26 protein-coding genes are annotated in these 25292 nt (G+C 69.8%); 17 read left to right on the forward strand and 9 right to left on the reverse strand.

Annotated elements, in window-relative coordinates; genetic code table 11:
- Positions 1-149 precede the first annotated feature (149 nt).
- Entirely contained in the window at positions 150-680 is a 531-nt protein-coding gene (locus tag AB0B68_RS31275) for an adenylate kinase (RefSeq protein WP_357264555.1), read from the reverse strand.
- A gap of 172 nt (positions 681-852) precedes the next feature.
- On the opposite strand from AB0B68_RS31275, the gene AB0B68_RS31280 reads away from it, so the two are divergent.
- Together AB0B68_RS31280 and prfH are read left to right on the forward strand one after the other, a co-directional pair.
- The gene (locus AB0B68_RS31280) at positions 853-2040 is read left to right on the forward strand and encodes an RNA ligase RtcB family protein (RefSeq protein ID WP_357207907.1); all 1188 of its coding nucleotides are present in this window, start codon (positions 853-855) and stop codon (positions 2038-2040) included.
- On the forward strand, positions 2037-2651 hold the full coding sequence (gene prfH / locus AB0B68_RS31285) for a peptide chain release factor H (RefSeq protein WP_357264558.1): 615 nt from the start codon (positions 2037-2039) through the stop codon (positions 2649-2651). The genes AB0B68_RS31280 and prfH overlap by 4 nt, the downstream gene beginning before the upstream one ends.
- Positions 2652-2655: 4 nt before the next feature.
- Here prfH and AB0B68_RS31290 read toward each other — a convergent pair whose 3' ends face one another.
- The gene (locus tag AB0B68_RS31290; RefSeq protein ID WP_357264561.1) at positions 2656-3561 is read right to left on the reverse strand and encodes an alpha/beta hydrolase; all 906 of its coding nucleotides are present in this window, start codon (positions 3559-3561) and stop codon (positions 2656-2658) included.
- A gap of 191 nt (positions 3562-3752) precedes the next feature.
- Here AB0B68_RS31290 and AB0B68_RS31295 point away from each other — a divergent pair, with 191 nt between their 5' ends.
- From AB0B68_RS31295 to AB0B68_RS31305, 3 genes are all read left to right on the forward strand, one after another.
- Positions 3753-4583, forward strand: a complete 831-nt coding sequence (locus AB0B68_RS31295; protein ID WP_357207900.1) for a PIG-L family deacetylase — start codon at positions 3753-3755, stop codon at positions 4581-4583.
- 347 nt (positions 4584-4930) lie between these two features.
- On the forward strand, positions 4931-6124 hold the full coding sequence (locus AB0B68_RS31300) for an endo-1,4-beta-xylanase (RefSeq protein WP_357207898.1): 1194 nt from the start codon (positions 4931-4933) through the stop codon (positions 6122-6124).
- Positions 6125-6313: 189 nt separating this feature from the next.
- Positions 6314-6655, forward strand: coding sequence for a metalloregulator ArsR/SmtB family transcription factor (locus AB0B68_RS31305; protein WP_238686609.1), 342 nt, complete (start codon positions 6314-6316; stop codon positions 6653-6655).
- Between the two features lie 21 nt (positions 6656-6676).
- Here AB0B68_RS31305 and argS read toward each other — a convergent pair whose 3' ends face one another.
- Positions 6677-8395, reverse strand: coding sequence for an arginine--tRNA ligase (gene argS / locus AB0B68_RS31310; RefSeq protein WP_357206347.1), 1719 nt, complete (start codon positions 8393-8395; stop codon positions 6677-6679).
- A 341-nt stretch (positions 8396-8736) separates the two neighbouring features.
- On the opposite strand from argS, the gene AB0B68_RS31315 reads away from it, so the two are divergent.
- The 3 genes from AB0B68_RS31315 (at position 8737) to AB0B68_RS31325 (ending at position 10768) form a co-directional block, all read left to right on the forward strand.
- Positions 8737-9510, forward strand: coding sequence for a hypothetical protein (locus tag AB0B68_RS31315; RefSeq protein ID WP_357206348.1), 774 nt, complete (start codon positions 8737-8739; stop codon positions 9508-9510).
- 178 nt (positions 9511-9688) lie between these two features.
- Complete coding sequence (locus AB0B68_RS31320; RefSeq protein ID WP_357264564.1) at positions 9689-10174, forward strand: nitroreductase/quinone reductase family protein; 486 nt, start codon at positions 9689-9691, stop codon at positions 10172-10174.
- Positions 10175-10333: 159 nt separating this feature from the next.
- A complete protein-coding gene (locus tag AB0B68_RS31325; RefSeq protein WP_357206352.1) occupies positions 10334-10768 on the forward strand; it encodes a DUF6223 family protein in 435 nt (144 codons plus the stop codon).
- Position 10769: 1 nt separating this feature from the next.
- Here the strand turns inward: AB0B68_RS31325 and AB0B68_RS31330 are convergent, their stop codons facing one another.
- From AB0B68_RS31330 to AB0B68_RS31340, 3 genes are all read right to left on the reverse strand, one after another.
- The gene (locus AB0B68_RS31330) at positions 10770-11432 is read right to left on the reverse strand and encodes a response regulator transcription factor (protein WP_357264567.1); all 663 of its coding nucleotides are present in this window, start codon (positions 11430-11432) and stop codon (positions 10770-10772) included.
- The gene (locus AB0B68_RS31335; RefSeq protein WP_357206356.1) at positions 11429-12562 is read right to left on the reverse strand and encodes a sensor histidine kinase; all 1134 of its coding nucleotides are present in this window, start codon (positions 12560-12562) and stop codon (positions 11429-11431) included. The genes AB0B68_RS31330 and AB0B68_RS31335 overlap by 4 nt, the downstream gene beginning before the upstream one ends.
- 96 nt (positions 12563-12658) lie before the next feature.
- A complete protein-coding gene (locus AB0B68_RS31340; protein WP_357264570.1) occupies positions 12659-13150 on the reverse strand; it encodes a MarR family transcriptional regulator in 492 nt (163 codons plus the stop codon).
- A 109-nt stretch (positions 13151-13259) separates the two neighbouring features.
- On the opposite strand from AB0B68_RS31340, the gene AB0B68_RS31345 reads away from it, so the two are divergent.
- Genes AB0B68_RS31345 through AB0B68_RS31355 form a run of 3 tightly spaced genes read left to right on the forward strand, consistent with a single transcriptional unit; the run spans position 13260 to position 16075 of the window.
- On the forward strand, positions 13260-14309 hold the full coding sequence (locus tag AB0B68_RS31345; RefSeq protein ID WP_357206360.1) for an LLM class flavin-dependent oxidoreductase: 1050 nt from the start codon (positions 13260-13262) through the stop codon (positions 14307-14309).
- A complete protein-coding gene (locus tag AB0B68_RS31350; RefSeq protein ID WP_357206362.1) occupies positions 14302-15330 on the forward strand; it encodes an LLM class flavin-dependent oxidoreductase in 1029 nt (342 codons plus the stop codon). The genes AB0B68_RS31345 and AB0B68_RS31350 overlap by 8 nt, the downstream gene beginning before the upstream one ends.
- A 28-nt stretch (positions 15331-15358) precedes the next feature.
- Entirely contained in the window at positions 15359-16075 is a 717-nt protein-coding gene (locus tag AB0B68_RS31355) for an NAD(P)-binding domain-containing protein (RefSeq protein ID WP_357206364.1), read from the forward strand.
- On the opposite strand, the gene AB0B68_RS31360 is transcribed toward AB0B68_RS31355, so the two are convergent.
- Both AB0B68_RS31360 and AB0B68_RS31365 read right to left on the reverse strand, forming a co-directional pair.
- On the reverse strand, positions 16072-16791 hold the full coding sequence (locus AB0B68_RS31360; RefSeq protein WP_357206366.1) for a tetratricopeptide repeat protein: 720 nt from the start codon (positions 16789-16791) through the stop codon (positions 16072-16074). The two genes, AB0B68_RS31355 and AB0B68_RS31360, sit on opposite strands and share 4 nt — an antisense overlap.
- Before the next feature lie 31 nt (positions 16792-16822).
- A complete protein-coding gene (locus AB0B68_RS31365; RefSeq protein ID WP_357206368.1) occupies positions 16823-17584 on the reverse strand; it encodes a GNAT family N-acetyltransferase in 762 nt (253 codons plus the stop codon).
- 227 nt (positions 17585-17811) lie between these two features.
- On the opposite strand from AB0B68_RS31365, the gene AB0B68_RS31370 reads away from it, so the two are divergent.
- The 5 genes from AB0B68_RS31370 (at position 17812) to AB0B68_RS31390 (ending at position 21656) form a co-directional block, all read left to right on the forward strand.
- A complete protein-coding gene (locus AB0B68_RS31370; protein ID WP_357206370.1) occupies positions 17812-18261 on the forward strand; it encodes a hypothetical protein in 450 nt (149 codons plus the stop codon).
- Positions 18262-18420: 159 nt separating this feature from the next.
- Positions 18421-18894 carry a hypothetical protein gene (locus tag AB0B68_RS31375; protein ID WP_357206372.1) on the forward strand — a complete coding sequence of 158 codons (474 nt, stop codon included), beginning with the start codon at positions 18421-18423 and terminating at the stop codon, positions 18892-18894.
- 70 nt (positions 18895-18964) lie between these two features.
- Positions 18965-19780 carry an inositol monophosphatase family protein gene (locus tag AB0B68_RS31380; protein WP_357264573.1) on the forward strand — a complete coding sequence of 272 codons (816 nt, stop codon included), beginning with the start codon at positions 18965-18967 and terminating at the stop codon, positions 19778-19780.
- Positions 19781-19879: 99 nt separating this feature from the next.
- A complete protein-coding gene (gene sodN / locus AB0B68_RS31385; RefSeq protein ID WP_357264579.1) occupies positions 19880-20284 on the forward strand; it encodes a superoxide dismutase, Ni in 405 nt (134 codons plus the stop codon).
- 61 nt (positions 20285-20345) lie between these two features.
- Complete coding sequence (locus AB0B68_RS31390) at positions 20346-21656, forward strand: radical SAM protein (RefSeq protein WP_357208097.1); 1311 nt, start codon at positions 20346-20348, stop codon at positions 21654-21656.
- A 146-nt stretch (positions 21657-21802) separates the two neighbouring features.
- On the opposite strand, the gene AB0B68_RS31395 is transcribed toward AB0B68_RS31390, so the two are convergent.
- On the reverse strand, positions 21803-23383 hold the full coding sequence (locus tag AB0B68_RS31395) for a polysaccharide lyase family 1 protein (protein ID WP_357264576.1): 1581 nt from the start codon (positions 23381-23383) through the stop codon (positions 21803-21805).
- A 491-nt stretch (positions 23384-23874) separates the two neighbouring features.
- On the opposite strand from AB0B68_RS31395, the gene AB0B68_RS31400 reads away from it, so the two are divergent.
- Positions 23875-25188 carry a hypothetical protein gene (locus AB0B68_RS31400; RefSeq protein ID WP_357208102.1) on the forward strand — a complete coding sequence of 438 codons (1314 nt, stop codon included), beginning with the start codon at positions 23875-23877 and terminating at the stop codon, positions 25186-25188.
- The last annotated feature ends 104 nt before the right edge of the window (positions 25189-25292 follow it).

Below are 25292 nucleotides of genomic sequence, written 5' to 3' on the forward strand. Positions count from 1 at the left end.
CCGCTCCCCACCGGGAGCGGGCCGACGACGCGTCCACCGTGGATGGTCGGTCGACAATCCCCAGCTCGCGCATGGCCTCGTCCTCCCGCTCGTGGGACAGGTAGAGCAGGTGGCCGGGGTCGCCGAGGCGTACGACGTAGGTCGGTGCCTCAAGGGCGGGGCAGCCCGGCCAGCCAGACCTCCAGCTCCGCCGGGGAGCGCAGTAACACCACGGGCGGCGCGGACGGGTCGGCCTGCCAGGCCCGCATCCGCCGTCGGGCCCGGCCGAACGCGGTGACGTGCCACACCAGGGTCGAGTCCGAGGACAGCACACTGCTCAGCGACTCGCGGTTGCCGTTGCAGATCACCTCGCCGGTGACCACCCGGCGGGCGGTGCGGCGGAGCAACCGCCCGAACGACAGCCACCGTGGATAGTCAAGGCCGACGACCAGATCGGCGCGGGCCATCGGGACGTCCCGCCAACCGTGGTACGCGCCGTCGATGATCCAGCGGTCCCGTCGGCAGATCTCCTCGATCCGGCTGCGTTGCTGGGCGACCGGCACCTCGACCCAGCCCGGTTGCCAGAGCAGGTCGTCGACCGGATACCAGTGCAGTCCGAGGTGTTCGGCCAGTCGCGCCGCGAGGGTGGACTTGCCGGAGCCGTACACCCCGTAGACCAGGATGCGACGCGGTGCGCTCATCGCGGCAGCGTACGTCGTGAAGAAAAATCAGTTGTCGTGCCTGGCGCGCCTCGACCAGAGTGACGTCCATGACGTACTGACGGACTCCACCCCTGCTCCGCGCCACCGGTGATGCGTCCCGGGGGCCGTGACGCCGTCCGCTTTTCACGTTGGCAGCCAGAGATGAGCCTCCTTGTCCCAGCACCACCTCCCTCGGGAGCCCCTGCCCCCGTCCGCCCCGGCCACCGTCACGGTGTTCGCCTCTCCCGCGAGTTGGATCGAGTCCGATGCGCTCGCACAGTGCCAGCAGGTCGCCGCCCTGGACGGCATGCGGCACGTCGCCGCGATGCCGGACCTGCACCCCGGCAAGGGTGCGCCCATCGGCGCGGCCATGGCGTCGACAGTGCTGTACCCGTTCCTGGTGGGCTCCGACATCGGCTGCGGCATCGCCGTGTTTCCGATCAAGCTCAAGCGGGCCGTACCGGAACGGCTCGCCGTCCGGTTCCCCGATCTCGACCAGGCGCTCGACCCGGTACGCGACGCCGACGACCCCGCCTGGGCCGCCGTCGACTGTGACGTTCCAGCCGGCCATTTCGACGGCCTCGGGACGGTGGGTCGGGGCAACCACTTCGTGGAGTTGGCCCGCGTCGACACCGTCCTCGACGTGCGGCACGCGGGCCGGCTCGGGCTCGACGCGGGCGATCTCGTGCTGATCGTGCACAGCGGTTCCCGTGGTCTGGGCGAGCGGATCCTGCGGGCGCACACCGAGGTCCACGGCGCCGGGGCGGCACCCGACCCCGCCGCCTACCTGGGCAGGCACGACGACGCCGTGCGCTGGGGTTCGCTCAACCGCCGGGTGCTGGCCGCCCGGGTGGCGCACGCGTTGGGGGCCGAGCCCACCGCGCCGATCGTCGATGAGTGCCACAACCTGGTCGAGGTCCGGGACGGGGTCTACCTGCACCGCAAGGGCGCGGCGCCGGGTGACGGTCGCGACGTCCTCATCGCCGGTACCCGGGGAACGGCGTCCTACCTGGTGGCCGCGCACGCCGGGCCGGAGGCCAACCATTCGGTGGCCCACGGCGCCGGCCGCAAGATGTCGCGCGCCGACGCCCTGCGGCGGGGCCGGGCCAAGCACACGGTCGAGGAGCTACGCCGTACCCCGGTGGGTTCGCTGGTGGTGTGCGGTGACCGGCAACTGCTCTTCGAGGAGGCACCCACGGCGTACAAGCGCATCGAGCAGGTGATCGCCGACCTGGTCGAACACCGGCTGGCCACCCCGGTGGTCAGCACGACGCCAGTGGTCACCTACAAGACGCCCGACCTTGGGTCCGCCGCACGCCCGCAGCGGCGGGGCCACCGCGGCCGGCGAGGCCGCTCATGACCGCGTTCCTGCTGTTGTCGGCCGGACATGGCCCGCAGGAGTGCGCCTGGGCATTGAGTCAACTGCTGCACCGGCTGCGCGACGAGGGCGTCCGCCGAGGTCTGACGATCCAGCAGGTCGAGGCGGTGCCCGGTGACCGCGCCGGCACCCACCGGGCGGTGCTGATCCGGATCTCCGGCGTGGACGCTGAGGCGTTCGCGGCCTCGTGGACCGGGACACTGTGTTGGCAGGCCCCCAGCCCGTACCGCTCGGGCGTCGGCCGGAAGAACTGGTACGTCACCGCCCAGCCGCCCGAACGCGACGCTCGGCCCACGACGTTTCGCGAGGCGGACGTCGACATCGTCGCCTGCCGCACCGGCGGGCCCGGGGGTCAGCACCGGAACAAGGCCAGCACGGCGGTACGCGCGACGCACCGCCCGTCGGGCCTGGTGGTCGTCGTGGACGAGGAGCGGCAGTTCAGCCTCAACCGTCGGATCGCCCTGGACCTGCTGCGCCACCGCATCGAGCAGGGCGACGAGGCGGCGCGGCGTGCCGTCACCACCGCCCGGTGGCGCGTCCACGACAGGCTGGTTCGCGGCGACCCGGTCCGGGTGGAACGTCCGACGCGCTAGCGGCTCAGACCTCCAGCACGGCGTCAGCGAATGCCTGCGGCGCCTCCTGCGGCAGGTTGTGCCCGACACCGCCGCCGACGGTCCGGTGCTCGTACTGGCCGCTGAACTGCTTGGCGTAGACGGTGGGCTCGACGTGGGGCGCGCCGTTGGCGTCGCCTTCCATGGAAATACTGGGCACGGCGATCTTCGGTTGCGTGGCCAGGCGCTTCTCGATGTCGTCGTACTGTGCCTCGCCGTCGGCGAGGGCCATCCGCCACCGATAGTTGTGGATCACGATGTCGACGTGGTCGGGGTTGTCGAACGACGCCGCGCTGCGGTCGTACGTCGCGTCGTCGAACGTCCACTGGGGGGACGCGGTGTGCCAGATCAGCTTGTTGAAGGCGCGCCGGTTCTTGTCGTAACCCTCCCGCCCTCGCTCGGTGGCGAAGTAGTACTGGTACCACCACGCCAACTCCGCCTTCGGCGGCAGCGGCGCCTTACCGGACTCCTGGCTGGCGATCAGGTAGCCGCTGACCGAGACCAGCCCCCGGCAGCGTTCGGGCCACAGCGCGGCGACGACGTCGGCGGTCCGCGCGCCCCAGTCGAACCCGGCGAGCTTCGCGGTGTCGATGTTCAGGGCGTCCATCAGGGCGATGAGGTCGAGCCCCATGGCCGCCGGTTCGCCGTTTCGCATCGTGTCGTCGGAGAGGAACCGGGTCGTGCCGTAGCCCCGCAGGTAGGGGATGACGACCCGCTTGCCGGCCGCGGTGAGCAGCGGTACGACGTCGGCGAAGCTGTGGATGTCGTAGGGCCAGCCGTGCAGGAGGATCACCGCGTCCCCGTCGGGCGGACCGGCGTCCACGTATCCGACGTTCAGGACTCCCGCGTCGATCTGTCGCAGGTCAGTGAACCCGCCAGCGGCCTTTGCCATTGACTTCTCCCCGCTTCCTGACCTGCTCGGATGTGCCGATCACGCCCGAATCTAGCGACCTGCCCGGAGCCTGAGCGCCGTTCACACAAGGACCGCTCGACGGATGCCGGACTGGGTACGATGCCCCCGCTCCCGCGGATGTTCGCGGTGGAGGTCGTGGGCCCGTAGCCGGATGACCGTAGGGTGATGGCATGGCTGAGCGACCTCTGACCCTGATGGCGGTGCACGCCCACCCCGACGACGAGGCGACGAGCACTGGCGGCGTCCTTGCCCGCTATGCCGCCGAAGGGGTCACGACGGTGCTCGTGACCTGCACCGACGGGCGATGTGGAGACGGCCCGGGCGGGGTCAAGCCGGGCGAGGAGGGGCACGACCCGGCCGCCGTGGTGGCGATGCGCCAGGCCGAGCTGGAGGCCAGCTGCGCGACGTTGAACGTCACCCATCTGGAAACCCTCGGCTACGCCGACTCGGGGATGATGGGCTGGGCGACGAACGACCAGCCCGGCGCGTTCTGGATCACGCCGGTGGCGGAGGCGGCGGCCCGGCTCGCGGAGCTGATTCGGCAGTATCGGCCGGACGTGATCGTCACGTACGACGAGAACGGTTTCTACGGCCACCCGGACCACATCCAGGCGCATCGAATCACCATGGCCGCTGTCGAGCAGACGGACGTCCCGGCGAAGGTCTACTGGACCACTGTGCCGCGTACGGCGTTCGCGGAGTTCGGTCGGATCATGAAGGAGCTCGGCGTCGAGTGGGCCGAGCCGGACGCGGAGTCGGAGCCGGGGCCGCAGCTCGGTCTGCCCGACGACGAGATCACCACCTGGGTCGACACCAGCAAGTACGGCGCGCAGAAGTTCGCCGCGCTGGCCACGCACGCCAGTCAGACCGAGAACATCTTCTTCCTGCAACTGGGCCAGGAGCGGTTCACCGAGCTGATGGGCGTGGAGACCTTCCTGCGGGTGCGGGACCGGACGGGCGCGCCGACCCCCGAGGACGACCTCTTCGCCGGTCTGCGCTGATCACTCTTCGGTAGCGCCACCTGACATCGTCGGCCACCGGTTCGACGGTGTCTGGTGGCGTGCGCCGCAAACGACCTCGCCACCCGAACCGGTCGCCGACCTCCGGCCTCCGGTCGCCGAAAGTTTCGCCGGCCGGCCACTCACCGCTGGGCAGGTCATGTGATGAATTTCCGGAAGTTTTCAGCGTTGACGGCCAGACATAGATCGGCTTAACGTTTCGAGCAAGTTTCCGGTTTCCGGCCGGAACTACCGGCGTCACCCAGCCATCTCGCGTCCCACCCGAGCAGGACCGGACCCTCACCTCCTAGATCGACATCTATCTATTGATCGTCTGGAAGGGCAGGCACATGAAGTTGAGACAGTGGTCGAGCGTCGGCCTGGTCGCCGTCGCGACCATCGCCACGCTGAACACGGTGCCGGCGACCGCGAGTCGACCGTACGACCCCACGACGCAGAGCCTCGGCACCCTCGGCCTGCGCCACGGTCTGCACGTCGGCACCGCGGTGAGCATGGATGCACTCAACGACGCCAGCGACCCGCAGTACCGCAGACTGGCCTCCTCCGAGTTCGCCTCGGTCACCGCCGAGAACGTGATGAAGTGGGAGAGCCTGGAGCCGACCCGCGGCACCTACAACTGGGGGCCGGCCGACCAGTTCGTCGACTTCGCCAAGCGCAACCGGCAGAGCGTGCGCGGTCACGTGCTGGTCTGGCACAACCAGCTGCCCGCCTGGTTGACCAGCGGCGTCGCCGACGGCTCCATCAGCAAGCAGGAGTTGCGCGAGCTGCTGCGCAAGCACATCACCACAGTCGTGAACCGCTACAAGGGCAAGATCTGGCAGTGGGACGTGGTCAACGAGGCGGTCAGCGACCCGTGGGACACCCCGTCGACCCTGCACTACAAGGGCTTCTGGGCGCAGAACCTCGGGCCCGGCTACATCGCCGACGCGTTCCGCTGGGCGCGGGCCGCCGACCCCAAGGCCCTGCTGTTCTACAACGACTACAACATCGAGGCGTTCGGCTCGGGCAACCCGGCGGACGACAAGACCCAGTTCGTCTACGACATGACCAAGAGCCTGCGCGCTCAGGGCGTCCCGATCGACGGCGTCGGCGCCCAGGGCCACCTGGGCACCCAGTACGGCAACTTCGACACCCTCCAGGTGACCGCCGCGCTGAAGAAGTTCAGCGGGCTCGGCGTCGCGACCGCGTTCACCGAGGTCGACGTGCGCAGCCAGCTGACGGAGGGCGTCCAGGCGGGCAACTCCGAGGAGATCAACCCCCGGCTCCAGGCGTCGGCCGCCAACTTCAGCGTGCTGATGAAGGCGTGCCTCGCCGTCCGGAGCTGCCTGTCGTACACGGTCTGGGGTTTCAGTGACAACCATTCGTGGGTGCCCGGCTGGTTCGACGACCCGCCGGAGGGCCTGGCCACCATCTACGACGAGAACTACCAGCCCAAGCGGGCGTACCAGGAGTTGAAGTCCGACCTGATCTTCGCAGGGCCGCCGTACGTCCTGCCCCGCATCGCACCCAAACCCCGCCGCTGACGCCCAGGGCCGTGTGGAGCTTCCCGAAGCTCCACACGGCCCGTGTGCCGCCACGGACGTCGCCGTTCGACTCACGTTCGGTGGTTCCGTCGCGCCATCCGGACGCCATCGGAGGGCTGGTGCCGGATCTGCCGGTTTATTGATGGTGTTGGTGTCACTATTGCAGGCGTGGGAACTGCGAAAACTGCCATGCCTGCGATCTCGCCGCTCACCGGCGATCCCATCAAGCGGGCCGATGCCGAGCGGCTAGCGGGGGTGCTGAAGGCCTTCGCCGATCCGGCGCGACTCCGGTTGCTCAGCCTGATCCAGTCCGCGCCGGAAGGTGAGGCCTCAGTGAGTGACCTCACCGCGGCGCTCAATCTCTCCCAGCCGACGGTGAGTCATCACCTCCGGATCCTCACCGAGGCCGGCCTCCTCGAACGCGACAAGCGCGGGGTCTGGGCGTACTACCGCCTGGTGCCCTCCGCGATCGCGCAGATCGCCGACCTGTTGACGCCGCCCCGGAAGCGGGCGACGAAGCGGGCCCGCTGACCGGGCCCCCAGCCCGGCGCGTCACATCCGCTCCACAGTGCGGATGCCCAGCAGGTGCAGCCCCTGCCGCAGGACCCGGGCGGTCAACTCGGCCAGCAGCAGCCGGCTCTCCCGCAGCTCATCCGTGGCGCGCAACACCGGGCAGCGCTCGTAGAACGCGTTGAACGCCGTCGCGATTCGGTGCAGGTAACCGGCGAGCTGATGAAACTCGAGACTCCGCTCCAGCTCGCCGACCACAGCGGCGAAGCCGAGCAGCTCGACCGCGAGCGCACGCTCCGCCGGCTGCGCCACCACGATGGGCGCGTCCGGCCGCACGGCGGTCCCGGCCCGCCGCAGCACGGACCGGATCCGGGCGTACGCGTACTGAAGGTAGGGAGCGGTGTTGCCGTCCATCGCCAACATCCGTTCCCAGTCCAGGACGTAGTCAGTGGTCCGGTCGACGGACAGGTCGGCGTACTTGATGGCGCCGATGCCCACCGCGCGGCCGATCTCGGCGGCGGTCCCGGCGTCCAGATCCGGGTTCCTGCTCCGGGCCAGCTCGGTGGCGCGGGCGACCGCCTCCTCCAACAGCCCGACCAGCTTCACCGACTCACCGGCCCGGCTGCGCAGCATCCGCCCGTCGGCGCCGAGGATCGACCCGAAGCCGAGGTGCTCGGCCCGGGCCGGCGGGCAGAGCCAGCCGGCCGCCTCGGCGACGGCGAACACCATCGCGAAGTGCTGCCGCTGCGGTAGGCCGACGACGTACAGCAGCCGGGTGGCGCCCAGCTCGCCGACGCGCTGCCGCAGCGCGGCCAGGTCGGTGGCCGGATAGCCGTACCCACCGTCGCTCTTACGCACGATCAGCGGCAGCGGCTCGCCGTCCCGGCCGGTGAACCCCTGCGGAAAGACGCACTCGGCCCCACCGCTGGGCAGCAGCAGCCCCAACCGGTCCAGGTCGTCGACGACGCCCGCGAGCAGATGGTTGTAGGCGCTCTCGCCCCGGAAGTCAGCCCCGGACAACGTCACGTCGAGCAGGTCGTACACGGTCAGGAAGTACCGCTCCGACTGCGTCACCAGCAGCCGCCACAACCGGCGGGTCCGCTCGTCACCGCGCTGCAACGCGACCACCCGCAGCCGCGACCGTTCCTGGAACGCCTCGTCGGCGTCGAACTTCACCCGGGCCGCCCGGTAGAAGGTGTCCAGGTCCCCCATCGACAGGTTCTGCGCGGCTTCGGCCTCGCCGAGGTCGATCAGGTGCTCGATCAGCATGCCGAACGGTGTCCCCCAGTCACCCAGGTGGTTGACCCGCACCACCCGGTGCCCGAGCCAGTCCAGCAGCCGCACCGCCGCGTCGCCGATGACTGTGGAGCGGAGATGCCCGACATGCATTTCCTTCGCCACGTTGGGGGCCGAGTAGTCGACCACCACTGTCTGCGGCGTCGCCGTCGACGGCACGCCGAGCCGGGCGTCACCGGCCAGCCCGGCGACCATGTCGGCCAGGGCCCGGTCGGCAACCGTCAGATTGAGAAAGCCCGGCCCGGAGACCTCCGCCGACACCCCGACGTCGTCGAGCACCGCGTGCGTCAGCACCGCCGCGGCGATGTCGCGCGGCGGGCGGCCGAGCCGCCGGGCCAGCGCCAGCGCCGCGTCGGACTGGAAGTCCGCACGCGGAGACCGCCGCACGAGCGGATCGACCGGGCCGCCGGCCACCGCCGCGAACGCCGGTGCCAGCCGGTCGGACAACAACTTTTCAAGATCCATGAGTACGCCGATCTCGCTCGGACCCGCGCTGTCACGCGAGCCGTTGACGGGGAGATACGGGCGGACCGAGGACGACCAGCGAACGACCGGCGGCTCGATCCGCCGGTCGCAGGTAACAGGTCAGCGCGGGCGGGCGACGGATCGCCGGCGTCGCCCCGCACCGACCTGGACGTCACACGACAGTCCGGTGCACTGAGCGATCACGCTGGTCATGCGGGGCAGCCTAGCGGCCCGGCCGACGCGACGACACCTCGATTCCAGTGGTCCGGTCGGTGCCCGGGGCGTGGTCGTTTCGTTGTACACCGGGCAGGGAACTGCCCAGGGACAGACGAGGGGTGACGATGAGCCAGTACACATCACTGCCGGTGACCCGTACGCGACGCGCGCTCGCGCTGCTCCCGCTGCTCCCGCTGCTCGGCGCTGTCACGCTCGCCGCTGCCTGCACCGCCACCGAGGATCCGCCCGGCTCTGCCCCGGCGACCACGGCACCGGCCACCACGTCGACGTCAGTGCCCCCGACAGATCCGCCATCGCCGAGCGCGAGCACCCAGGTGACGATCCCGACCTCGGCCTTCGTCGAGTTGCCCGCCGAACTGCGGAAGTCCCCGCGACGAACGACGCCCGTCGCGGAGGCGCTGCCGAAGCTGTGCGGCAACGAGTTCGGCACCGGCGGCCGGCAGGTCACCGCGAGCGCCGCGATGACGGTCACCTACCAGAAGGCCGGCGAGCCCTCCAGCAACGTGCCGCAGGGGATGATCCACCAGACCATCTTCACCTTCGACGGCGACGGCGCCCCGGGTTACCTGAGCCGGCTCCGCACCGCCGTGCAGGCGTGCCCCTCGTACGACCAGTCCGGAAACCGCGTCACCGTCAAGAGTAAGGCGCTGCCCGGGGTCGGCGACGAGGCGTTGCTGCTGACCCGGACGTGGCCCGAGACGAGCATGAACGGCGAACGTACCGGCGACACCGCGTCCAGCCAGATCGCGGTGGCCCGCGTCGACAGCGCGGTGACGGTCTTCGACGACCAGGGGTGGGAGGGCACCAGCGGCAACCCCGCCATCCTGGACCGGGTCGTCCGCGACGGCGTACGCGCCATCGACACCTGGCAGCGGTAACGCGCCCGCCCCGACGCGGGGCTTCCACCGATCGGTTCGATCCTCGGTCGGATCATGGACACCCCGACGCGAGTCGCGCTCGCGCCGCAAGACTTGGGGATCCCGGTCCACAGTGGCGGTCGCGACAGTGTGAAGCAGCCACCCGGGCCATCAGCGTTGGTCGGTGGAGGAGGTCGTCATGTCGGACGGTCAGGACACGAAGGCGCCGTGGCTTCCGCCGCGGTGGTTCATCCGGCTGGCCTGGTCGGTGCACCGGGGCCTGTACCGGGTCAGCGGCAGCCGGGTCGGGCTGTGGCGACCACGCGAGCACCGGTGGGGCACGCTGCGACTGACCACGACCGGACGCCGCACCGGCCAGCAGCGCAGCGTCATTCTCGCGTACTTCGAGGACGGCCCGAACCTGGTCGGCGTGGCGATGAACGGGTGGGGCGAGGGTGCCCCCGCCTGGTGGCTCAACCTCCAGGCCCATCCGGACGCGTCCGTCGAGTTGGCCGACGGGCGCCGGCTGGTGCGCGGTCGCGTCGCCACCGACGACGAACGGTCGCGCCTGTGGCCACGGTGGCGCGCGGCCGACAAGAACTTCGACGCCCACGCGGCACGGCGATCGTCGGAGACGACAGTGGTGGTGCTGGAGCCCGCATCGGGTGACGACGACGTGGCGTGAGCGCGCACCTCGTGCCCGCTGGACAACTGCGGCGGTACGAGGTGCCGGACGCGTACATCCCGGGTGGTAGGCCCATCGGCAACTCCGGCATGACGACTCACCAGCTGGTTGCTTCCTAGGCTGCCACCTGTAATCGCCATGCGACCGAGGGGATCCACCATGTCCGTCCGTCACCTGTTCGCCGCCGCCGTAACCGCCCCGCTCGTCGGGATCGAGCTGGCCGTACCGGCAGCCGCGCACGTGTCCGCCCAGCCAACCGCAGCCGCTGCTCTATCCATGAGTTCCGGGCGTTTCGGGGCCAGTGTGGCCGTCCTGCTGGGGCTGGCCGGCACGATCATCGGAGGATTGGCAGTGGCCCGCCCCGCCAGTCGGCTCGGCACCGGCTCGGGGAGCCTCGGAGCCGTCCTGGCCCTGGCGACGGGGCTGATCGGTATGGCGCTCGGCGGGCTGGTGGCGGCCACCGCCGACAGTGGCATCGGCACGGGCAACGGGCTAGGCGGGGCCTATGTGGCGCTCGCGGTCGGACTGGCCGCGGTGGTGCTCGGCGGGCTGGCCCTGGTTCGCGCGCGCCGCACCGGCCGCCTGGCGGGCTGAGTCAGGAGCGAGCGAGCCAACCCGGCACGGTCAGACGGGACTCATAGGCGAGGATCACCAACTGGGCTCGGTCCCGGGCATGGACCTTGGTCATGATCCGGCTGACATGTGTCTTGGCGGTCGCCGGGCTCAGCACCAACCGTGCCGCGATCTCGTCGTTGGAGAGGCCGGCGGCGACCAGCGTCAGCACTTCACGCTCCCGCTCGGTGAGCACGCTCAGTCGCGGCCCGGGGTCAGGATGTCTGGCCCGGGCCGCGAACTCGGCGATCAACCGCCGGGTGATCGACGGCGCGATCAACGCGTCACCCCGGGCCACCACCCGCACTCCGTGGATCAACTCCGCTGGCTCGGTGTCCTTGACCAGGAAGCCGCTGGCACCGGCACGCAACGCGCCGTAGACGTAATCGTCCAGGTCGAACGTTGTCAGGATGATGACGCGGGCGTCGGAGTGCGCGACGATCTCACCGGTGGCGGCCAGGCCGTCGAGCCCTGGCATCCGGATGTCCATGAGGACGACATCGGGCCGCAGGTGCTTGGCCAGCCGCACCGCCTCGAATCCATCGGCAGCCTCGCCGACGACCTGGAGACCGTCCTCACCGTCGAGGATGGACCGGAAGCCGGCGCGTACGAGGGTCTGGTCGTCGACGAGGAGCAGCCGGATCACATCTGCTCCCCCACCGGCGCCGGGTCGGGTCGCATCGGCAGCCGGGCGCGGACCCGGAAGCCCCCGTCCGGCTGGACGCCAGTGGTCAACGAACCGCCGAGTGCCAGGGCCCGCTCCCGCATTCCGAGGATCCCGCTGCCCGGCGAACCCGGCTGACCGGTGCCGTCGTCCTCGACCTCCACGAGCACGTCGTCGTGATCGGGCCGGACCCGGACCACGGCGGTGGTGGCACGTGCGTGACGCGCCACGTTGGTGAGCGCCTCCTGAACGATCCGATACACCGCCAGATCGACCTCCGGCGGTAGCGACCGCGTCTCGGCCAGCTCGGTGCGGATCTTTAACTCCGGTCGAGCGGCCGTCCTGATCAGATCACCGAGGCGGTTCAGACCGGGTGCGGGCATGACCGCCGGGGCCTGCCGCAGTGCGCCCAGCGTCGCGCGCAACTCACTCAACGTCTCCTTGCTGGTCTGTTTGATCGCGGTGAGGGCCTGCTCGGACCGGACCGGATCGGGTCGGTGCAACGCGGCGCTGGCCTGCACGTTGATCAACGACAGGTGGTGGCCGAGTACGTCGTGCAGCTCCCGGGCGATGCGCAGCCGCTCCTCGGTGGCCCGTCGTCGGGCCTCCTCCTCCATTCGCTGCTCGGCGACGACCGCCCGGGCCTGCGCCTCAGCGAGGTAGGCGCGGCGGTTACGGGTCACGCCGACGATGACCGCGACGAGCCAACCAGCGTGCAGCAGCGTCGCCCCGTTCATGGTGTTCGGGGAGCGGTTGTAGCTGTCCGCCACGGCGAAGGCGATCACCGAGGCGAGACCGAGCCCGATGGCGACCGCGAGATGTCCCTCGTCGACGACGGTGTAGAGCGCGACGACGAACACCAGCATGATCGGGCCGGGCCGGTGCAGCAACGCCCCGTACGCGCCGATGGCAGCCAGCGCCACGACGCCCACCGGCACCGGGTGACGGCGGCGGACGTACAGCGCGCCGGTGGAGAGCAGCACCACCAGCAGGGCCGCCCACTCGGCGACGGTGGAGATGCCGCGCGACTGCACCACCAGGCCCACGACGGCGACCAGACCCACGGCGGGCACCAGGACCACGTCCGCCGTCCGGCCCCGCCACCCTGACATGGGCCGAAGCCTAGCCTCCCGCGAATGAGCGGGAGAAGGTCCGACTGGACGGTTCAGGTGTGCTGGTTACCCTCGGCCAGGTTCGCGTTGTGACGGTCAGCCCTTGCCCAGGGTGTCGAGCTGCGCTCGCAGCGCCGTGGCGATCTCGCCGGCCGCGACGATCTGCTCCGGCGTGAGGGCGTCGACGAAGAACTCCCGGATGGCGCGCAGGTGGGGAAAGGTGGCTCCCCTGAACGCCTCGCCGCCGGCCTTCGTGAGCAGCACTTCCGCCCCGCGGGGAACAGTGGCGCACTCCTGGCGGCGGATGAGGCCGCGCCGCTCCATCCGCCCGAGGTGGTGGGAGAGCCGGCTCCGCTCCCACCCGATGTGCGAGGCGAGTTCGGACGACCGCATCGTCTCGCCCTCAGCCTCACTGAGAGCGAGGAGCACTGCGTAGTCTCCGGTCGAGAGCGAGGAGTCGCCCTGTAGGCGGGACTCGAGCCGGGAGCCGAGCGCTGCCGTCGTCTCGATGAAGTCCCGCCAGATTCGTAGCTCGTCGGGGGTCGGAAGTTGGCGTCCGCCCCGCCCGCCGGGTGTGGCCTCCGTCATCTCACTCTCCCGGGAATTGACGTGTCAATCACCAAGTTAGCATCATTGACACGTCAACCGGTAGGACCGCTCCCGTGGGTCGCCGGCGGATTGCACCGAGGAGGAGACGATGGCAGCTGCAGACTTCGAGCTGGGGCTCAACTCGTTCGGGGAGGTGGCCACCGACGGCGACCGGGTCCTGAGCGACGCCGAGACCGTACGGCTACTCGTGGACGAGGCACGGCTCGCCGAGTCGGCCGGACTCGACGTGTTCAGCGTCGGTGAGCACTACCGCGAGGGCCACAACGACTCGGCAACACCGGTGCTGCTGGCCGCGGTCGCGACGGCGACCGAGCGAATTCGCCTCGGCACCTCGGTCACCGTGCTCAGCACCAACGACCCGGTACGGCTCTACCACGAGTTCTCCACGCTGGACGCCGTCTCCGACGGCCGCGCTCAGATCGTCCTTGGGCGGGCATCCGCAACCGAGTCGTTTCCGCTGTTCGGGTACGACCTGGCCGACTACGAGCGGTTGTTCGAGGAGAAGCTGGACCTCTTCCTGCGGCTTCAACAGGACGAACCGGTCACCTGGTCCGGCACGGTACGAAGCCCACTGGCCGCACAGCGGCTGCACCCACGGATGCAGCCGGGCGGCATCCCGACCTGGATCGGTGTCGGGGGAAGCCCGAACTCGGTGATCCGCGCCGCCCGGCACGGACTGCCGCTCATGCTCGCCATCATCGGCGGGCGGCCCCAGCGCTTCGCCGGTCACGTCGACCTCTACACCAGAGCGCTCGAACAATTCGGGCATACCCTGCAGCCAATCGGGCAGCACTCACTCGGCCTTGTCGCAGACACCGACGAGGAGGCGGTGGAGACGTGGTGGCGGTACTGGCAGCCGGTGGTGGCGGCCCTGGCTGCGGAACGCGGCTTCTACAAACCGGACCGCGCGCGCTACGAGGCGGAAATCGACCACGGGGCGCTCTTCGTCGGTTCGCCCGAGACGGTGGCGCAGAAGATCGCCACTGTCGCTCGCGACCTGCGACTGAGCCGCTTCGACCTGAAGTACGACATCATGCACCTGCCCCGCGAGGCACGGGCGCGCACCATCCAACTGCTGGGCAGTGAGGTCGCGCCGCGGGTCCGGGAGCTGCTGGCTAAGGAGCCCAACCATGTCTGATCTGCTGTTCGGCCTGGACACGTTCGGCGACGTACCGGAGGACGACAACGGCAAACTCGTCTCCCACGCGGCGGCGATCCGGCAGGTCGTCGACGAGGCCGTGCTCGCCGACCAACTCGGGGTCGACGTCATCGCCCTGGGCGAGCACCACCGGCCCGAGTACTCGGTCTCCACACCGGAGACGGTGCTGGCCGGAATCGCCACCCGCACCTCGCGGATCCGGTTGGCCTCCGGCGTGACAGTGCTGAGTTCCGACGACCCGGTACGGGTGTTCCAGCGCTTCGCCACAGTGGACGCGCTGTCGAACGGCCGAGCCGAGGTCATCCTCGGTCGCGGCTCGTTCACCGAGTCGTTCCCGCTCTTCGGCTACGACCTCCGCGACTACGACACGCTGTTCGAGGAGAAGATCGAACTGTTCGTCAAGTTGCTCGACGAGAAGCCGGTCACCTGGAACGGCACCCTGCGTGCCCCGCTCGAGAACGCCGACGTGTTCCCGAAGACCGAGTCGGGTCACCTGGACACCTGGGTCGGTGTGGGTGGCTCGCCGCAGTCGGTCGTCCGCACCGCCCAGTACGGGCTGCCGCTCATGCTCGCCATCATCGGCGGCGCCCCCGAGCGCTTCGCGCCCTACATCGACCTGTACCGCCGGGCCGCCGATCAGCTCGGCACCACAGCGCACCCGGTCGGCATGCACTCGCCGGGCTTCATCGCCGACACCGACGAGCAGGCCAAGGAGATCTACTGGCCGCACTACCGGATCATGCGGGACCGGATCGGCAAACTGCGGGGCTGGCCCCCGATCCGCCGTCAGGAGTTCGACTCCGAAGTGGAGAACGGCTCCCTCTACATCGGCTCACCGGAGACGGTGGCCCGCCGGATGGCCCGTGCCATCCGCAGCCTCGGCGTCGGGCGGTTCGACCTCATCTACTCGGCCGGCGCGCAACCGATCAGCGCCCGGATGCGCGCGGTGGAACTCTACGGCTCGAAGGTGATCCCCATGGTCCGCGAACTGCTGGCCTGATCAGCACTTCCCAAGCGAGAGGACGACCATGTTCGACAACGACCGGAGCCGGCCCACGACCCTCGGCATTCTCGGGGCCGGCAAGGTGGGCACTGTGCTCGCCCGGCTCGCCGTCGCCGCCGGCTACCGGGTACGGGTGGCCGGCTCCGGCGACCCGGCGAAGATCGCCCTCACCGTCGAGGTCCTCGCCCCGGGCGCCGAGGCCACCACGGCGGTCGACGCGGCGGCCGCCGCCGACGTCGTCATCCTCGCCCTGCCCCTGGGCAAGTACCGCAGCGTCCCCGCCGAGGCGTTACGCGGCAAGCTCGTCGTCGATGCCATGAACTACTGGTGGGAGATCGACGGCATCCGCGATGACCTCACCAACCCGCGGACCTCGTCGAGCGAGACCGTCCAGACGTTCCTGTCCGGCTCGCGCGTCGTCAAGGCGTTCAACCACATGGGCTATCACGACCTGGAGGACGAGGCCCGGCCGGCGGGGGCGACCGGCCGCAAGGCCATCGCGATCGCCGGCGACGAGGACGCCGACCTCACCGAGGTCGCGGCCCTGGTGGACGCGCTCGGCTTCGACCCGGTCGTCGCCGGCCCTCTGGCCGAGGGGGTACGACTCGAACCGGGCAGCGAGCTGTTCGGCGCCAACGTGAGCGCCGACGAGGTACGCGCCATGCTCGACCGCTTCCCGGAGTCGGAGCGGGGACGGATCATCACCGCTGCCCGAGCCTCGACCTCACCCGAGGCCGCCTAGGTGCCGAAGGCCGCCCTGGGCTCCTGGTGGCGGCCCACGGCGTACTCCCTGTCGAAGTTGGCCGGGCCCAGCGCCTCGGTGGCGGCGGCGCGCATCCTGGCGAGGTCCGCGGCGTCGTCCGGGTCCGGCACCTGGCCGAGTGCCGCGAACGCGGCATCGGCGACACCGATCATCCTGGCCGCGCGGGAGTGGTCCCCCTCCGCGGTCGCGAGCGCGGCGCCCGCCACGCAGACGTACGGCACGAAGTCGGCCCAGCCGTTGTGGAACACCCGCTCGCGGTTCTCGGCGAACAGCGTCCGGGCCACGTCCAGGTTGCCCAACCCCAACTCGCAGAACGCGAGGTTGTGGAATTCGGAGTTGACAGTCCTGGCTTGGCCGAGCGCCTCGTTGAGCGCGATGCTCTCCCGGTACAAATTCCGAGCGCGGAGCAGGTCACCGGACATCCTCGCGACGCCGGCCAGCACGTGCCTCGGTCGTTCCTCCAGGGCACGGTCGCCGGAGCGCAGCGCCACCGCGAGGGCCTCCCGGGCCCGTGCCTCGCCACCGGGCAGGTCACCGCCGCGAATGGCGACCCGGGCGAGGCTGTACCGGGCCTCCACCTCGCCCGCCAGGTCGCCGGCCGCCTGGGCCCGCTCGATCTCGGCCTCGCTCATCCGCACCACGGCGTCGGTCTCGCCGCGCCGGAAGGCCGAGCGGACGTTCTCGCTGAAGCTCACAGGTCTTCCTCCTTCTGGCCGGTCGCGTCGGTCAGGCCGCCTGGAACACGGTCCAGGTCTCGACGAGCACGAAGCCCATCGCCTCGTAGAGCGGTCGACCCATCGGGCTGGCGTGCAGGTACGCGGCGTCCGCGCCGCCGGCGACGCCGTCGCGCAGCGCCGCCTCGGTGAGCGCCCGGCCCAGGCCGCGACCCCGGGCGGACGGTACGACGGCGATGTTGAACACCCCGATCACGCCGGATGTGCGCATGCCGAGCCCGGTGCCGACCGGGCTGCCAGACTCCTCGGCCAGATAGCCGGTGATGGCGTCGGTATCGAGGACCGCGCCGCCCATCAGCGGGCCGAAGAGGCCGTCGGGCGCCTCGAAGCTCCGGGTGAGGGCGTCGGTGTACCTGTCGCTCTCGGCGGCTCCGACCCGGCGGACCAGCGCCTGCTGGGTCGAGTCGGCCTGGAACACGATGTCGTCGGTGGCGCAGGCCATCAGGGGGAGGTCGCTGCGTCCGCGCAGCCCGTGCCGGGCCGCCAGTTCGGCGACCTCGTCGCTCGCCGCACCGCGAATGATGATCGACCAATGCGGTGTCTGCCGGCTGACCTCGGTCGCCAACTCGTCGATGGCCGCGAGATCCGGCTCGGTGGCCGTCTCGAGGACCCCGTTGAGCGTCGCAACGCTGGCGTGGGTGAGCCCCGCGCGAGCGGTGCCCCGCTCGGCGTACCAGCCCTTCGGCGTCACCTGGCAGAGGAGTTGGATCGCGTCGAAGTACGACGTCGCCATCTGGTCGGCGGTGGTGCTCATGTCTGGTTCCCCCCGGAACGCTCGCTCGCCCTCGCCCAGCAACCTAGCCACCGCTCGGGTCGGTGAGCACCTTCGAGAGGCCGAGGTCACCCCGCAGCGGCACCTCGCTGGCAGGCGCACGGTCGTCGAACGATCAGGAATCGAGAAGCTCGCGAGCGACACCCGGCCTAGCCTTTCCCCAGGCAGTCGGCAGCGCGCCGGGCCAGACGACGAGAGGAAGCCCGAGAATGTCCGCGAAGACCACCACGACCGGGTCCGACGGCTTCAGCGCCGAGGAGCGGGCCGCGATGAAGGAGCGCGCCGACGAGCTGCGCGCCGAGGGCAAGAAGGGTGCCAAGAAGGCGGACGGGCTGCAAGCGGTCCTCGACCGGATCGCGCAGATGGAGCCGGAGGACCGCGCGCTCGCCGAGCGGGTGCACGTGACGGTGACCGCCGCCGCCCCGGGGCTGACGCCGAAGACCTGGTACGGGATGCCCGCCTACGCGAACGAGGACGGCAAGATCGTCGTCTTCTTCCAGGACTCCGGCAAGTTCAACTACCGGTACTCGACAGTGGGCTTCCAGGACCCGGCCAACCTCGACGACGGGGATTTCTGGCCGGTGGCGTACGCGTTGCAGCAGTGGAGCCCGACTGTGGAGAAGAAGCTCACCGAGCTGGTACGGACAGCGGTCTCCTGACCGACGCCCGCCCCCTCGTCGGCTCGCTCACGGTGCGATGATCGAGGGCCGGAGTCGACGGAGACAGGTGGTGCGGACGATGCGGTGTGGGCCGGCGGCGGTACGACGAGTCCCCCGATGACCGGCCGGGCCGGCGAAGTTTTCGACACGGGTCGGACGGTGTCCGACATCGAGTCGCTGCTCGCCGCGGAGCTGCCCACGGGCGGCGTACCGGTCAGCGAGGGGGACCCGGTCACCGGTGAGTGGACCGGCACCCGGGGCGAGGGTTTTCGGATCGCCCCGCTCTGGGAGAGCGACGCCCTCACGGGTGTGTACGGCGCCGAATGGAACCAGGCAGAGGAGGCCGCCGAGGCGAACCTGGCCCTCGTCGTAGCGGAGTTGACCCGGAGGTGGGGCGCGCACCGCACTGTCTCCATGCGGGTGCCACTGTTTCGGGATCAGGCCGGTGAACCCATGCCGACGCTGTTCCAGTCGCTCTGTGACCTGGACTGCTACGGCGACCTGACCGTGTGGGGGCCGACGGTGACCGAGGGGCGGTGGGTCGCGGTCTCGGTCAACCAGTGTGACGGCGACGCTCCCATGATCATGACAGCTGTCGTCAGTCAACTACCGATCATCGAACTGTCGGACTGACCTGCCCGGTGACCCACGGCCCGGATGCGGGGCTGTCATCGACATTGCACTTGGCTCCTATGGTTCGGGCATGTCGATCACAGACCAGGCGCTGGCCATCGGGGCGGCCGAAGCTGGAGCCGCAGTTGTGGGCTCCCGGTACGGCTCAACACTGACGCGTGTCATGAAGACCGCCGGCGACTTCGCCACCGCCGCCGACGTCGAGGCCGAGCACGCCATCATCGACGTCCTTCGCGCGGCACGGCCGGACGACGCCGTGGTGGCCGAGGAGAGCGGGCGCACGGGTGCCGGCGACAACGGGCGCACCTGGCTGGTCGACCCGCTGTGCGGGACGTTGAACTTCGCCGCGCGGACCATGCTGGCCTCGGTCAACGTCGCCCTGCGGGTCGGGCCGGACGTCACAGTGGCGGCGTCGGTGGACCCGTTCGCCGATGAGGTGTTCTGGACCGACGGCACCGCCGCCTACGTCCGGGGGGTTGCGGGGACGGACGAGCGACTCGTCCCGTCGGCCGAGTCGACGCTTGTCGACCTGAACCTCGACCCGCCCTTTCCCAGTCGGGACGTCTTCCTGGCCGCCCGCCTGCTCGCCGACGAGGGCTTCGTCGAACAGTTCCGGCCCCGGGTGGTCTCCACCAGCCTGGCCGTGGCCTGGGTCGCCGCCGGCCGCCGCGCCGCCTATGTGACCGACCGCCACGACCTGCGCAACAGCGTCCACTTCGCGGCCGGAATCGCGCTCTGCGAGGCGGCTGGCTGCGTGGTCACCGGGCTCGACGGCCAGCCCCTGCACACCGGTGGGGACGGTCTCGTGGTGGCCGCTGACGAGCGGACGCACGCCGCCCTGCTGACGCTCATCCGGAAACAGGGCCCGCCATCGACCCGGTCTTGACATGAAGTGCGGTTGAGGTTCTAGCGTCCCTAGATGATCACGTCCGGGCCGCCGCGCCCTGACGTACGTCGGCCGAACGCCACCGTCGAAGGGATTCCGATGTTCCTGTCCCGCCTTCTCCGCCCACGCACCGTCGCGAGCGCGCACTGCGACCTCCCCTGCGGCGTCTACGACCCGGCGCAGGCCCGCATTGAGGCCGAGTCCATCAAGGCGATCTCCGAGAAGTACCAGGCCAGCGACGACCCGGAGTTTCGCACCCGCGCGCTGCTCATCAAGGAGCAGCGCGCCGAACTGGTGAAGCACCACCTCTGGGTGTTGTGGACCGACTACTTCAAGCAGCCGCACTTCGAGAGGTACCCCCACCTGCACGGTCTCTTCAACGAGGCGACGAAGCTGGCAGGTGCCGGCGGCGCGAAGGGCGCCGCGGACCCGGCGGTCGCCGAGCAGCTCCTCGGCAAGATCGAGGAGATCTCGAAGATCTTCTGGGAGACCAAGCAGAGCTGATCAGCCGGCACCGGGTGGCACCGGCCACCCGGTGCGGCGTACCGCGTTCGGGAGGAACCGCATGACGTCGCGCACCGACCTCGTCGAAGATCTGATGAGCCGTTTCCCACACGTGCCGCGGGAGGCGGTCCTCAAGGAGGACCTGCTGCGGGGCGGGCTCGCCTTCGACGACGCGGCACTGACCGACAACGAGCACGGCGACGTGAAGCCGAAGTCGTACTTCATCTTCTCCTTCGATCACCGGACGCTGCCCGAGTTGGGGACGGCTGCGCTGCGCCGGCCACCGGAGGAGATCGTGCTCACCGGGGGTCCGTACGAGCTGCGTCGTACCGTCGTCTCGGTCCGCACCAACCCCAGCTCGCCGTACCGCGTCGGCACCGACAGCGACGGTCGACTGCGCCTGTTCCTGGACGGACGGCCGATCGCCGATGTCGGGCTGCCCCCCATGCCGGCGTACTACCGTCACACGCTCGCCAACGGCAAGTCGGTGATGGAGGTCGCCCCGACGATCCAGTGGGGCTATCTCATCTACCTGACCGCGTTCCGGGTCTGCCAGTACTTCGGCGCCAAGGAGGAGTGCCAGTACTGCGACATCAACCACAACTGGCGGCAGCACAAGCAGGCCGGCCGGCCCTACACCGGGGTCAAGCCCGTCGACGAGGTCCTCGAGGCCCTGGAGATCATCAACCGACACGACGTCGATCGCGCGTCGCAGGCGTACACGTTGACCGGTGGCAGCATCACCTCGCAGGTCAACGGGCTGGCCGAGGCCGACTTCTACGGCCAGTACGCGCAGGCGATCGAGGATCGGTTTCCGGGACGGTGGATCGGCAAGGTGGTGGCCCAGGCGCTCCCCCGAGCCGATGTGCAGCGGTTCCACGACTACGGGATCCGCATCTACCACCCCAACTACGAGGTGTGGGACAAGCGGCTGTTCGAGTTGTACTGCCCGGGCAAGGAGCGCTACGTCGGTCGGGAGGAGTGGCACCGGCGCATCCTCGACTCGGCCGAGGTGTTCGGCCCGCGCAACGTGATCCCGAACTTCGTGGCGGGCGTCGAGATGGCCGCCCCGCACGGCTTCACCAGCGTCGACGAGGCGATCGCCTCCACCACCGAGGGGCTCGACTACTTCATGTCCCGGGGGATCACGCCCCGCTTCACCACCTGGTGCCCGGAGCCCACCACACCGCTGGGCCGGACGAACCCGCAGGGCGCGCCGCTCGAATACCACGTCCGCCTGCTGGAGGCCTACCGGGCGACGATGGACGCGCACGGCCTGTCCAGTCCGCCCGGGTACGGCCCGGCCGGGCCCGGGCGAGCGGTCTTCTCGGTCAGCTCCTTCATGGACACTCTGCCGTCCACGGATTCGTGACGGCGCGCTCGGCCGCCTCGCCCACGTCGATCCGCCGAGGAGCGGTATACCTCAGAGGCAGATTCACACCCCTGAGGTATACCGCTCCGAACCGCATCCGCCCCCGACGAGGGTGACCGACGGCGACCGTCCTGATGAAACAGGTTCTAGCTGGCGTACGTCTCGAACTCACCGACCCGTGGCGTACCGCCGGAACTGTTGATCTTGAAGTTGACCTTGCTCATCGCGGTGGCCGGGAAGGTGATCGAACCCGCCCCACTGCCGGAGGCCAGGACGGCTCCGCTGTCGTTGTTGATCAGCTGCCAGGACCCGATGGATCCCTGGGTGCCGGACGGCTCGCGGATCACCACCCGGGACACCTGGGTCGCGGAGCCCCACTTGATCGAGATCGTGCCGGTCGAGCCGGCCGGCGACCACCAGGTGCTCAGGTTGCCGTCACGCACATTGCCGTAGCTGGTTCCGCTGGCCTTGCTGGAGCCGTCGGCGCCGGCACCCAGGCTGAGGTTGGTCCCGCCGGTGGGCGGTGGCGTGGTGGGTGGGGGCGTCGTGGGTGGGGGCGTCGTGGGTGGGGGCGTCGTGGGCGGTGGCGTGGTCGGCGGCGGGGTGGTCGGCGGCGGGGTCTGCGGCGTGCAACTGCCGTCGGACACCTTCAGGCCCGTGTTGGCGCCGACCGTCTGACGAACGACGTCCGGCACACAGCTCGCCCCGTCGAGACGGTACGAATACGGGATGCTGACAGTGGTGTTGGAGGTCGGGTTCGGTCCGGCGGGGTAGTTCTCGCTGCCTGCGCTGGACCAGGTCACGTTGTCGAAGACGTTGCCGGCGACCTGCCAGTAGCCGCGCTCGTTGGTGTAGAAGGTGCCCAGGACGTCCTTGGAGTCGCGGAAGTAGTTGTTCTCCACCTTGGCCCTGGCCCCCGCCCGGGAGTTGATCCCCGACTCGTGCAGGCTCACGTAGTGGTTGTTGTAGATGTGGGCGACCCCGCCACGCAGCAGCGGCGTGCGGGAGTCGATGTTCTCGTAGAGGTTGTGGTGGTACGTGATGAAGCCGTTCGAGAGGTCGCTCTCGCTGGACCCGACGAGGCCACCCCGACCGGAGTTGCGCAGGACGCTGTACGACAGCGTCACGTACTGGGTGTTGTCCTTCATGTCGAAGAGGCCGTCGTACCCCTCGGACTCCCCGCCCGAGGCCTCCAGGGTGACGTGATCGACCCAGACGTTGCGGACCGTGCTCTCCATGCCGATGGCGTCCCCACCGTTGGAGGTGGGCGAGCCCGACTTCTTGACGTTCCGCACCGTCACGTTCTGGATGACGATGTTGCTGGAGTCGCGGATGTGGATGCCGAGCTGGTCGAAGACGGCGCTGCCGACCCCGATGATGGTGACGTTGCTGATCTGCTTGAGCTCGATCACTCCCGCTGCGGTGTTGCAGCTCGACCCCGACACCTTGCTGGTGTTGCCGTGATTGATGGTCCCGCTCACCTCGATGGTGATCGGGGTGCTGCTGCTGGGCCGACCGCACAGAGCCGCGTGGATCGCCGTGCCCGTGGTGGCCCGCACCGTCTGCCCGCCCGCGCCGCCGGTGGTCCCGCCGTTCTGGGTGGCGTAGCCGGTGGCGCTGCCGACCGCCGCCGAAGCCTGCGGGGTCGGTAGGGCCACCCCGACCCCGATCACCACGGCTACCGCGGCCAGCGCCGCCTGACGTCGCAACACGACTGGTCGTCTCATGTCGCCTCACCTTCGCATTCGTCTCGTTCCAGGTTTCGACTCGACGGACATCGCGATCACACCTGCCGACGGCAACATTCAAGAATTGGCGACGGTCAATCGCACAGATTTCATCGAGATCGCACATGCCCTGGTAGAAGCAGGGTTGTTTCGTGCGAGCGGAGTGCGCCCGGTGTCATCGCTCACACGACCGTCAAATGGAACATCGATGTAACGCAATCGTAGGAAAGCGGTTTCCGGAAAGGCAATAGCTGACGCTTGCAGGTTTGTTGCAGTGCTCGCGGGAGGGGTCGACCGCGCGGCCAGAGCGGTCTGGGCCGTCGGCGCGGGCGCGGGTTCCGGGCTCGTTGCGCGCTCGGTATTGACACCGCCGGGCCCGCAATCGATGCTCTGCTAAATCAGTTTAGCGACCGGCTCGCTCCGACCCGTCCCACTCCCGGTCCCCCGGCGGGATCGCTGACTGAGCGCACCACCCCCGAGAAAGGACCCCCATGAGACTGCGAAAAGGACTGATCCCGCTCGCCGCCACCCTCGTCCTGGCTGGCGCCTCCGGCACGGCGTACGGCAGCGCGGGCAGCGGCCCGGGCAGCACTGACGCAATCCGCAGCATCACCCCGATCACCACCGTCTACACCTACGGCCAAAAGGTCTCGGCGGTGGCGATCGAGTACGCGGCCACTGTCAACCCGCGCACCCTCGACACCGGCACGTTCTCGGTCACCGACACCATCTACAACTTCCGCTTCAACCCGATCGAGGACCTGCCGAAGCTCGCCGACCGGACCGTCACCCACACCTACACCAACGGAACACCCGGCACCCGCGCCGACCACCGATCGGCGCCGGGCCGGTACGTCATCGTCGAACTGAACCCCGTCGACACCGGCGGCTCGACGGTCATCGTCTCCAAGTGCCCGACCTTCCTCTGCACAGTGAAGGTCAATCCCGAGCTGCCGACCCGGGTCGTGCAACGCAAGGACGTGCACGGCCAGCCCGGCCGTGGGGCCGGCAAGGGGCCGGTGCTCGCCCGGGCCACCCCGCGCGAATCCCGTCCCGTCACCGAGAAGCCGGTCAACCAACTGGTCGACGAGTTCACCTACGGCTCGTTCCTGAGTGGCGGAATGGTTCTGCCGTACCACTACCACCTGCCGAAGAACTACCAGCCGGGCCGCAGATACCCACTGATGGTCGTCCTGCCCGGGCACGGCATGGGCTGGGACGGCGACAACCTCGGCGTCCAACTCGCCGCCGACATCCCGGCGACCGCGTGGCTCCAACCGCAGTGGACCGGTACGGCCGAGGACGTCATCGTCCTGGCGCCCCAGCACCAGCGGGTCGGTGGCGTCGCCGAGGCGGACCTGCTGGTCAAGCTGCTCGACCAGTTCGTTGGGCAGTTCGCGGTGGACACCCGTCGGGTGTACGCGACCACTGTGTCGTACGGCTCGCAGTTGCTCTGGGAGGCGTTCGCCAAGCGTCCCGACCTGTTCGCCGGCGGGTTGGTGACCGGTGGTTTCCCGGTCAACGCCACCCAGGCGACCGCCATCGCGGCGGCCGAGGTGCCGGTGTGGGTCACGCACGGCGAGCACGACCACCTGCTCAACGTCTCGGGCGCACGCAACTCCACGACGCTGCTGCGGCAGGCGTACGCCGCCCGGGGCAAGACGCCCGAGCAGACCGCCGATCTGGTGCGCTACACCGAGTACGCCGACGCCGCGTTCTCGGTGCCGGACTACCACGCGGCGTTCGGGCCGACCTATGAGGACGCCAGCATCCTGCGCTGGCTGCTGGGCCAGTCCAAGTCCTGAGGCTGGGGCCGGGCGACGCCCTCGCCGCGATCCGACGGCCCCACCCCGGTGATCATGAAGTTGTTGCCACCGTCCACGGCATGGACGTCTCTCGCCGGGCCTCG

Origin of the sequence: Micromonospora sp. NPDC049049, from assembly GCF_040649115.1 — a bacterium.
Classification (GTDB): Bacteria; Actinomycetota; Actinomycetes; order Mycobacteriales; family Micromonosporaceae; genus Micromonospora.